This window comes from Aquabacterium sp., assembly GCF_036279675.1.
In the GTDB taxonomy this organism is placed as follows: domain Bacteria; phylum Pseudomonadota; class Gammaproteobacteria; order Burkholderiales; family Burkholderiaceae_C; genus Aquabacterium.
Genome location: NZ_DASUIS010000062.1, coordinates 1 through 8398, shown reverse-complemented (window position 1 = coordinate 8398; position 8398 = coordinate 1). Strand labels below are relative to the sequence as shown.

The 8398-nt window shown below is 63.5% G+C and carries 8 protein-coding genes; 7 read left to right on the top strand and 1 reads right to left on the bottom strand.

The features are described from left to right. Positions 1-765, top strand: a 765-nt coding sequence (locus tag VFW93_RS07540; protein ID WP_329693378.1) for a DUF692 domain-containing protein, incomplete at its 5' end; no start/stop codon positions are given. After that, positions 762-1622: a DNA-binding domain-containing protein gene (locus VFW93_RS07535; RefSeq protein WP_329693377.1), complete on the top strand. Its 861-nt coding sequence runs from the start codon at positions 762-764 to the stop codon at positions 1620-1622. The genes VFW93_RS07540 and VFW93_RS07535, both read left to right, overlap by 4 nt. On the opposite strand, the gene VFW93_RS07530 is transcribed toward VFW93_RS07535, so the two are convergent. Next, positions 1569-2924: a trypsin-like peptidase domain-containing protein gene (locus VFW93_RS07530; protein WP_329693376.1), complete on the bottom strand. Its 1356-nt coding sequence runs from the start codon at positions 2922-2924 to the stop codon at positions 1569-1571. The two genes, VFW93_RS07535 and VFW93_RS07530, sit on opposite strands and share 54 nt — an antisense overlap. Positions 2925-3132: 208 nt before the next feature. Here VFW93_RS07530 and VFW93_RS07525 point away from each other — a divergent pair, with 208 nt between their 5' ends. Genes VFW93_RS07525 through VFW93_RS07505 form a run of 5 tightly spaced genes read left to right on the top strand, consistent with a single transcriptional unit; the run spans position 3133 to position 8163 of the window. Beyond that, positions 3133-4254, top strand: a complete 1122-nt coding sequence (locus tag VFW93_RS07525; protein ID WP_329693375.1) for a BMP family ABC transporter substrate-binding protein — start codon at positions 3133-3135, stop codon at positions 4252-4254. A 41-nt stretch (positions 4255-4295) separates the two neighbouring features. Next, a complete protein-coding gene (locus VFW93_RS07520; protein ID WP_329693374.1) occupies positions 4296-5441 on the top strand; it encodes an ABC transporter permease in 1146 nt (381 codons plus the stop codon). After that, positions 5438-6361, top strand: coding sequence for an ABC transporter permease (locus tag VFW93_RS07515; protein ID WP_329693373.1), 924 nt, complete (start codon positions 5438-5440; stop codon positions 6359-6361). Before VFW93_RS07520 ends, VFW93_RS07515 begins: the two co-directional genes overlap by 4 nt. A 45-nt stretch (positions 6362-6406) precedes the next feature. Then, a complete protein-coding gene (locus VFW93_RS07510) occupies positions 6407-7471 on the top strand; it encodes a formamidase (protein ID WP_329693372.1) in 1065 nt (354 codons plus the stop codon). Next, positions 7468-8163, top strand: a complete 696-nt coding sequence (locus tag VFW93_RS07505) for an isochorismatase family cysteine hydrolase (protein ID WP_329693371.1) — start codon at positions 7468-7470, stop codon at positions 8161-8163. Before VFW93_RS07510 ends, VFW93_RS07505 begins: the two co-directional genes overlap by 4 nt. The last annotated feature ends 235 nt before the right edge of the window (positions 8164-8398 follow it).

Below are 8398 nucleotides of genomic sequence, written 5' to 3'. Positions count from 1 at the left end.
GCGCCACAGCGTGTGGACTGGCTGGAGATCATCAGCGACAACTACCTGGTGCCGGGTGGCAAACCATTGCGCATGCTGGACGCCATCCGTGAGCGCTATCCCGTGGCCATGCATGGCGTGGCCTTGTCGATCGGCTCGGTGGTCGGGCCCGATCGCGCATATTTGAAACAGCTCCGGCAACTGATCGAACGCGTGCAGCCCTTGTGGGTGTCCGATCACTTGTGCTGGACGGGCGTGCACGGCCGGCAACTGCATGACCTCATGCCGCTGCCCTATACCGACGAGGCGCTGGATGTGGTCGTACGCCATGTGCGGCAAGTCCAGGATGCGCTGGGGTGTCGCCTCGTGCTGGAGAACGTGTCGAGCTATGTGAACTTCAAGCAGTCGCACATGAGCGAGTGGGACTTCGTCTCTGCTGTGTGCGAACAGGCCGATTGCCTCTTGCTGCTGGATGTCAACAACATTTACGTGAGCAGCGTGAACCATGGCTTTGATGCGTACACCTACTTGAACAGCATGCCGGCCCACCGCGTGCAGCAGATTCACCTGGCCGGCCATTCACACAACGGTGATCACATCATCGACACGCATGATCACCCGGTGGCCGAGCCTGTATGGGCGCTGTATGCGCATGCCTGTCGTCGCTTCGGGCATGTGGCCACGATGATCGAGCGGGACGACCATATCCCGCCCTTGTCGGATCTGATTCATGAGCTGGACCATGCCCGTGATGTGGCGGCCGGTGCCTGGCTGGAGGCCGCATGACGACGCACGCCGCCACCATGAGCTTGAGCGAGTTGCAGGCGCGTATGCAAGCGCACGTGCTGAGCCTCGACGATGCCGCCTTGCAGGATGTGTGTGATGAGCATGGCCTCAGTGCGCAACGACGCCTGGGCATCTATCACCACGCTTACCGGGCGCGCTTGCTGGAGACCATGCGCGATACCTTCGCGCACACCTGGCGCTATCTGGGTGACGAATGGTTTGACCGCCTGGCGCTGGCCTTCGTCGAGCAGCACCCTTCCACGCATGCCAATCTCCGCTGGTATGGCCAGGCATGGCCGGCCTGGCTGGATGGCAACCGCCTGGTGCAGATGGGCGCAGGCGTGCACCCGGAAGTGAGCGAACTGGCGCAGCTGGACTGGGCCTTGCGTCGGGCTTTCGATGCGGCCGATGCGGTGACGCTGACGCCTAACGACCTGGCCGCCATGCCGGTTGATGAGTGGGCCCGGGCGCCTCTGCATGCCCATGCCAGCGTGGCCCTGGTGGTACTTCGGTGCAACGCCCTGGCACTGTGGCATGCCCTGGATCAGGATGAGGCCGTGCCGGAGGTCGAGTCGTTGCCGCAGTCGGTGACCGTGCTGGTCTGGCGCCATGATGAGCGCCCGCACTTTCGCAGCGTGTCAGAGCAGGAGGCGCAGGCTCTGACGCTGTTGCTGTTGAGTCGCAGTTTCGAGGAGATTTGCGCCACCTTGAGCGATCAGGCCCGCAACGGCGAGGATGCGGCCGTGGTGGCAGCCAGCTTGCTCAGGGGCTGGCTGCGCGATGGCCTTCTGGTGAAGCCTGCCTCAGTGGTTGCAGGCCAGTCGGCGACCTTGCCCTTTGCTGAGCACCATGCGTGAGGGAGACAGCTCCTCGACGAGAAAGCTGTTGCCCATCAGGGTCAGCTGCTTGTTGTTCAGGTAATAGCGCCCGCCGATGGGCTGGCCATCAAAGCTGCCACGGGCATTGCCCTGCTCATCCAGCGTCACGTCCATGCCGCGGCCCGTCAACGGCCCGAAGCAATGCCAGGTACCCAGAATGGCCCTGGCGGGCGAGTTGGGATCCCCGCCGGGCTCGCTGCGTGTGGCCACGGTGTTGGAGCTCATGCGGTCGATCCAGTCCGCCGGAATGGCGAAGTTCAGGTTCTGGCCACTGCGCATCTGGAAGGTCACGATGCCCACCAGCACGCCGCGCTCGTTGAACAGCCCGCCACCACTGGAGCCCGGTGAAATCGGTGCGGTGGTCTGGATGAAGGTGCCGTCCTCGCCCTCGCGCAGGGACGACACCATGCCGTCGCTGAGTGTGAGGTCCAGCCCTTGGGGTGAGCCGATCGCATAGACCTTTTGCCCGACGTGCATGCCGGCCACCTTGCCGACCTGTACAGGCGGCGCATCCAGCCCGAAGACGGTGAGCTTGCACAGGTCGTGCTGTTCGTCATTGACCTGTATCGATGCGTCGTACTGGTTGTTCTGGTGCTTCACCTTCAGCCTGGGGCCTGCCTTGGCCACATGGCAGTTCGTGATGACCTTGCCACGCTCGATGACCACGCCACTGCCATGGCCGACCTCATCGCCGGCGTCGTTGAGCACATTGATGCGCATCACGCTGGGCGAGATTTGCGCGAACAGCTGCTCGGGCGACAGGACGCGACCGACCGGGGGCGCCGCTGGTGGCGTGCCTTGCGCGGGCTCGCCGTTGCCGAGCTGGTTGGTGCTGGCCGTGTTGATGGTGGCGCCGGGATCCATCTGCGCCAGACGCACCGCCGATTGGCGGGCGCTGTCAGCCTTGGTCGACCCGGCGTGCCCGTGGCGCAGGACCAGCCAGGCCGTGAGGACCAGCAGCCCCGCGCCGGCAGCCAGCCAGATCTTGCCTTTGCCTGGGTTGTCAGCGGCAGCGCGGCTGCGCGACGAGGGTCGGCCAGAGGGTCTGCCTGACGAGCTCTGCGGCTTGGCGGCTTCCCGGGCGGCCTGTTCGTGCAGCGATGCGTCGTAGACCGCGCGGCGCTGCGTATGGCCCAGCACATTCCAGGCCTCTTTCAGGGCCAGCCGGGTGATGGCGTCGTCTGGCGAAGTCGCAGCCAGGCGGGCCTCATAGGCCACGCGGATGTCGCCCTCACTGGATTTGGGGTCGATGCCCAGCGTGGCGTAGAGGCTTTTTTTCATGGCGGAGGTCCCTGCATCTCGAATGGGGGGCGCCATGCCGCGGCGCCATGGGTGTCCCATCGGGTCCTTTTCGGCGAGTTCTGACGGGACTTGAGTCAGGCATGGGCGTTGCTTGTATACAAGCCTGTACATCACCCGGTATGGCAGATCGCCTCAAGGCGGTGCGTGGGTGGTGGGTTGTGCAACAGACTGGTGCAAGGAGATACGCATGTCGTCAATGGATCAATGGAATCGTCGGACGTGGATCAAGGGTGTCGGGGCTGCAGGTGCCGGGTTGGCGCTGGGTGGGCTGTCCGATCTGGTGATGGCCCAGAAACCGCTGACGATCGGCATGATCTATGTCGGCCCGAAGGATGACTTCGGCTACAACCAGTCGCACTACGAAGCCGCCTCCGAAATCAAGAAGATGCCTGGCATCAAGATCGTGGGCGAAGAAAATGTGCCTGAAACCCAGGCTGTGCAAAAGACCATGCAGGGCATGATCTCGCAGGACGGCGCCACGCTGCTGTTCCCGACCTCGTTCGGCTACTTCAACCCGCACATCCTGGATGTGGCCAAGAAGAACCCGGACGTGCGCTTTGCCCACTGCGGTGGCATGTGGGATGCCGCCAAGCACCCCAAGACCGTGGGCAGCTTCTTTGGCTACATCGACGAGTGCCAGTACCTCAATGGCGTGATCGCCGGCCACATGACGAAGTCCAGGAAGATCGGCTTCATCGCGGCCAAGCCCATCCCGCAGGTGCTGCGCAACATCAATGCTTTCACGCTCGGTGCGCGCTCGGTGCACCCGGATATCACCTGCTCGGTCATCTTCACGGGTGATTGGTCCATGCCGGTGAAAGAAGCCGAGGCCACCAACAGCCTGGCCGACCAGGGTGTGGACGTGTTCACCATGCACGTGGACGGTCCCAAGGTCATCGTCGAGACCGCCGCCAAACGCGGCAAGTACGTGTGCGGTTACCACGCTTCCCAAGCCAAGCTGGCACCCAACGCCTACCTGACCGGCGCGGAATGGAACTGGGTCACGCCTTACAAGCAGATCGTGGATGCGGCGCGCACCGGCAAGCCTCACCCCAACTTCCTGCGCGGCGGCCTGAAGGAAGGTTTCGTCAAGACCTCGCCTTATGGCGCCATGGTGCCAGAAGGTGCGCGCAAGCAGGCCGATGCCATCAAGGCCGCCATGCTCAAGGATGAGTTCGAGATCTTCAAGGGTGAGATCAAGGACAACACCGGCAAGGTCGTCATCGCCAAGGGCACCACGATGAAGCAGATCGACCCCGCACTGGAAGGCATGAACTACCTGGTGGAAGGTGTGATCGGCAAGGTCTGATCCGCCTTGGGTCCTGTCTGACGGTTGGGAAAGGAGTGCCCATGAGCGATTCGCGCGTGGCCGTGGTGTTTGACAGCGTGGTGTTGCCGGTGCTGGCTCTGGCTGGCGCGGTGCTGCTGTTTGGCGGCTTTGTGTGGCTTGGTGGCACCAGCCCGACCGAGACCTGGGTGTTGCTGTTCAAGGGGGCATTCGGTGATGCCTTCTCATGGCAGAACACCTTGCAGCGAGCCGCCCCGCTGATGCTGACGGCCTTGTGCGTGGCGATCCCGCAGCGCGCTGGCTTGATGGTCATTGGCGGGGAGGGCGCGCTGGTGCTGGGTGGGCTGGCCTGTGCCGGCCTGCCTTACTTGCTTACGCCGCCTGCTGGTGTCGCAGGTACGGTGTTCGTGCTGCTGGCCAGCGCCCTGGTGGGCGGGGCGTGGATCGCGCTGGCAGGCGTGCTGCGTCAGTATCGCGGTGTGAATGAAACCATCAGCTCCTTGCTGATGAGCTATCTGGCCATCGGCTTGTTCAAGCATTTCGTGGAGGGCCCGATGCGGGACCCCAGCAGCCTGAACAAGCCTTCCACCTTGCCTCTGGCTGACAGCAATCTGCTGGGCCTGATGCCCGGTTATGAAGTGCATTGGGGCCTCGTGTGGGGCGCACTGGCTTGCCTGGTGGCGGGCTTCTGGCTGTTTGGCTCCACGCATGGCTTCGCCACGCGGGTGGTGGGCGGCAATGCGCGTGCGGCACGCCTGGTGGGCTTGCCCAGCCATCGCCTGATCATCACGGCTTGCGCCTTGGGTGGCGCTTGCGCTGGTCTGGCAGGCGGCATCGAAGTGGCCGCGGTGCACACCAATGCCAATGCCTCCTTGATTGCGGGCTTGGGCTACACGGGCATCCTGGTGTCCTTTGTGGCACGCCACAACCCCTTTGCCGTGATCCCCGTGGCCATTCTGTTTGGCGGCTTCGGGTCCGCCGGCAGCTTGTTGCAGCGTCGGCTTGATCTGCCTGACGCCTCCGTGCTGGTGTTGCAGGGCTTTGCCTTCGTGCTGATTCTGGCCAGCGAAGCCTTGCGTGGTCGCATGGGCGAATGGATGACGATGCAAAGCGTGCGCAGGGCCGAGCGGACTGCACATGAAACCAGCCGGGCGCGCCTGGCACGTGAACAGGCGGCCCTGGATGCCGCAGGCAAGGAGGCCGCATGAGCGATGTGTCCATGTGGTCCGACGTGGCCATTGCCGTGCTGGGTGGCGCCATCCGTGTGGGCACGCCGTTTCTGTTCGTGAGCCTGGGCGAGTGTCTGACTGAAAAATCCGGCCGCATCAATCTGGGCCTCGAGGGCGTGCTGGTGCTGTCGGCCATGGCGGGCTTCGCAGGCAGTTACCTCACCGGCTCGCCCTGGGCTGGCGTGCTGCTGGCCGGTGTGGCCGGCGCCTTGCTGGCCATGCTGCACGGGCTCCTGTGTTCCTTGCCTCGCGTGAACGACATCGCCACCGGCATCGCCTTGATGCTGCTGGGCGCCGGCCTGGCCTTCTATCTGGGCAAGCCCTTGATTCAACCGCAGGCCGCACAGATCCCATCGTTGGAACTCGGCATGTGGAGTGACTCGTCGCAGGTGCAGGCGGCCTTGCGGATCAACGCCTTGTTCCCGATTGGCGTGGTGCTGGCCGTGCTCTTGTCGTGGGCGCTGGCTGACACACGCTGGGGCCTGATCGTGCGGATGGCCGGCGACAGCAGCGATGCCGCGCGTGCCCTGGGTTACTCGGTCAACACGGTGCGCGTGCTGGCCACGATGGCCGGTGGCTTCATCGCCGGTCTGGGTGGCGCGTCCTTGTCGCTGTACTACCCGGGCAGCTGGAACGAAGGCTTGTCCAGCGGGCAGGGCCTCATCGCGGTGGCCCTGGTCATCTTCGCGCGATGGCGGCCACTGGCCTGCCTTGGTGCGGCCTTGTTGTTCGGTGGCGCGGGTGCCCTGGGCCCGGCGCTGCAATCCGTGGGCATCGGCTGGGGCTACCACCTCTTCAACGCCATGCCCTATGCCCTGACCTTGCTGATTCTGGTGTGGACCTGCAGCCCCAAGCGTTCCCTGCAAGGTGCGCCGATGGAGCTGGGCGTGTCCCGTTGAGTGTGTGGTCGACGACGTGGGGCTCACGCCTCACAGGAGCTTGAGATGAGCGGACTCGGTGGTTTGAACAAGTCGCCTTCAGGCATGGTGATCGGTCTGGTGCAACTGCAATTGCCGGTCGTCGACACGCCTGCGCAGGTGGCTTCGCAAACGCAGCGCATCGTGGACATGGTGGGCAAGGCGCGCCGCAGCTATCCCGCGATGGACCTGGTGGTCTTTCCGGAATACGCCTTGCATGGCTTGTCCATGAGTACCGCCGATGAGTTGATGGTCTCGCTCGATGGCCCGGAGGTGGCCGCATTCAAGGCCGCTTGCGTGGCCAACAGGATCTGGGGGTGCTTCTCGATCATGGAGAAGAACCCTCTTGGCCAGCCCTACAACACGGGCTTGATCATCGACGACAAGGGTGTCTTGCAGTTGTACTACCGCAAGTTCCATCCCTGGGTGCCGGTCGAGCCCTGGGAGCCTGGCAACATGGGCATCCCGGTCATCACCGGCCCCAAAGGCATCAAGCTGGCCTTGATCATCTGCCATGACGGCATGTTCCCGGAAATGGCAAGAGAGTGCGCCTACAAGGGGGCCGAGTTGATGATCCGCACGGCGGGCTACACGGCGCCAGTGCGGCATGCCTGGGCCATCACCAACCAGGCCAACGCCTTCCAGAATCTGATGGTGACGGCCAGTGTCTGCTTGTGCGGCAGCGACGGCACGTTCGACTCCATGGGCGAGGCCATGGTCTGCAACTTCGATGGCAGCGTGATGGTGCAGGGTGGTGGGCGCCCTGATGAAATCGTGTGCGCCGAGGTTCGTCCAGATCTGATTCGCGAGGCCCGTGTTCACTGGGGTGTCGAGAACAACATCTATCAGCTCTATCACCGAGGCTATGTGGCGGTGAAGGGCGGTGCGCAGGATTGCCCCTACACCTTCATGCAGGACATGGTGAAAGGTGAGTTTTCCCTGCCCTGGGAGGATGCGGTCGTGCATGTGGACGGGCAGTCATGTGGCTTTGAGCCTCCCACACGCGGCTACCAGGGCGAACAGACCAATTTGCTGGACGAGCCTGCACGGCCGGCGGCTTCACCTACTCACCCCATGAAGGAGATGGCATGACGACCTACGTCGACGCTCAACCTTATGCCTGGCCGTACAACGGCGACCTCAAGCCCTCGAACACCGCGCTGATCATCATCGACATGCAGACGGATTTCTGCGGCGTGGGTGGTTATGTGGACAAGATGGGGTACGACATCTCGGCCACGCGGGCGCCGATCGAGCCGATCAAGGCCTTGCTGGCTGTGGCGCGACAGGTGGGCATGCTGGTGATCCACACGCGTGAAGGCCATCGGCCTGATCTGAGTGACCTGCCGGCCAACAAGCGCTGGCGCTCGCGTCAGATCGGCACCAACGGTGTGGGCATCGGCGATGAAGGGCCGTGCGGTCGCATCCTGGTGAGGGGTGAGCCGGGCTGGGACATCATCCCCGAGCTCTATCCGATTGAGGGGGAGCCCATTGTGGATAAGCCAGGCAAGGGTTCGTTCTACGCGACCGATCTGGAGCTGATTCTGCGCACCAAGGGGATCGAGAACATCATCCTCACTGGCATCACGACCGATGTGTGTGTGCACACCACGATGCGTGACGCGAATGACCGCGGCTTCGAGTGCGTGATGCTGACGGACTGTACGGGGGCCACCGATCCGAACAACCATGCGGCTGCATTTTCGATGATCAAGATGCAGGGTGGGGTGTTTGGTGCTGTATCGGATTCCAAGGCCGTGATCAAGGCTTTGCAGTCGCTTTGATGTTGGCTGGAGTGCGTGGACATGACCTGTTTTGAACGCTCCGCTCAGGGTGTTATGTCGGTCGAGTGGGCCGTATGGCGCGGGTGGTCGACTGCGCTCATGTCCCCCGGTCGGGCAGAGCCCGACCTCCTCCTTTACTTCGCTACGTCAACCACCCGCGCCATACGGCGGCGAGACGCTCTGGCAGCGCCTTCGCTACGCGAAGGCTTGGGAAGTTGCAGCGGCGTTAGCCGCT

What these genes read in the sequence shown, in the direction of transcription:
- VFW93_RS07535 (WP_329693377.1), top strand. Translation starts at nt 762, where the DNA reads ATGACGACGCACGCCGCCACCATGAGCTTGAGCGAGTTGCAGGCGCGT.
- VFW93_RS07530 (WP_329693376.1), bottom strand. Translation starts at nt 2,924, where the DNA reads ATGAAAAAAAGCCTCTACGCCACGCTGGGCATCGACCCCAAATCCAGT.
- VFW93_RS07525 (WP_329693375.1), top strand. Translation starts at nt 3,133, where the DNA reads ATGTCGTCAATGGATCAATGGAATCGTCGGACGTGGATCAAGGGTGTC.
- VFW93_RS07520 (WP_329693374.1), top strand. Translation starts at nt 4,296, where the DNA reads ATGAGCGATTCGCGCGTGGCCGTGGTGTTTGACAGCGTGGTGTTGCCG.
- VFW93_RS07515 (WP_329693373.1), top strand. Translation starts at nt 5,438, where the DNA reads ATGAGCGATGTGTCCATGTGGTCCGACGTGGCCATTGCCGTGCTGGGT.
- VFW93_RS07510 (WP_329693372.1), top strand. Translation starts at nt 6,407, where the DNA reads ATGAGCGGACTCGGTGGTTTGAACAAGTCGCCTTCAGGCATGGTGATC.
- VFW93_RS07505 (WP_329693371.1), top strand. Translation starts at nt 7,468, where the DNA reads ATGACGACCTACGTCGACGCTCAACCTTATGCCTGGCCGTACAACGGC.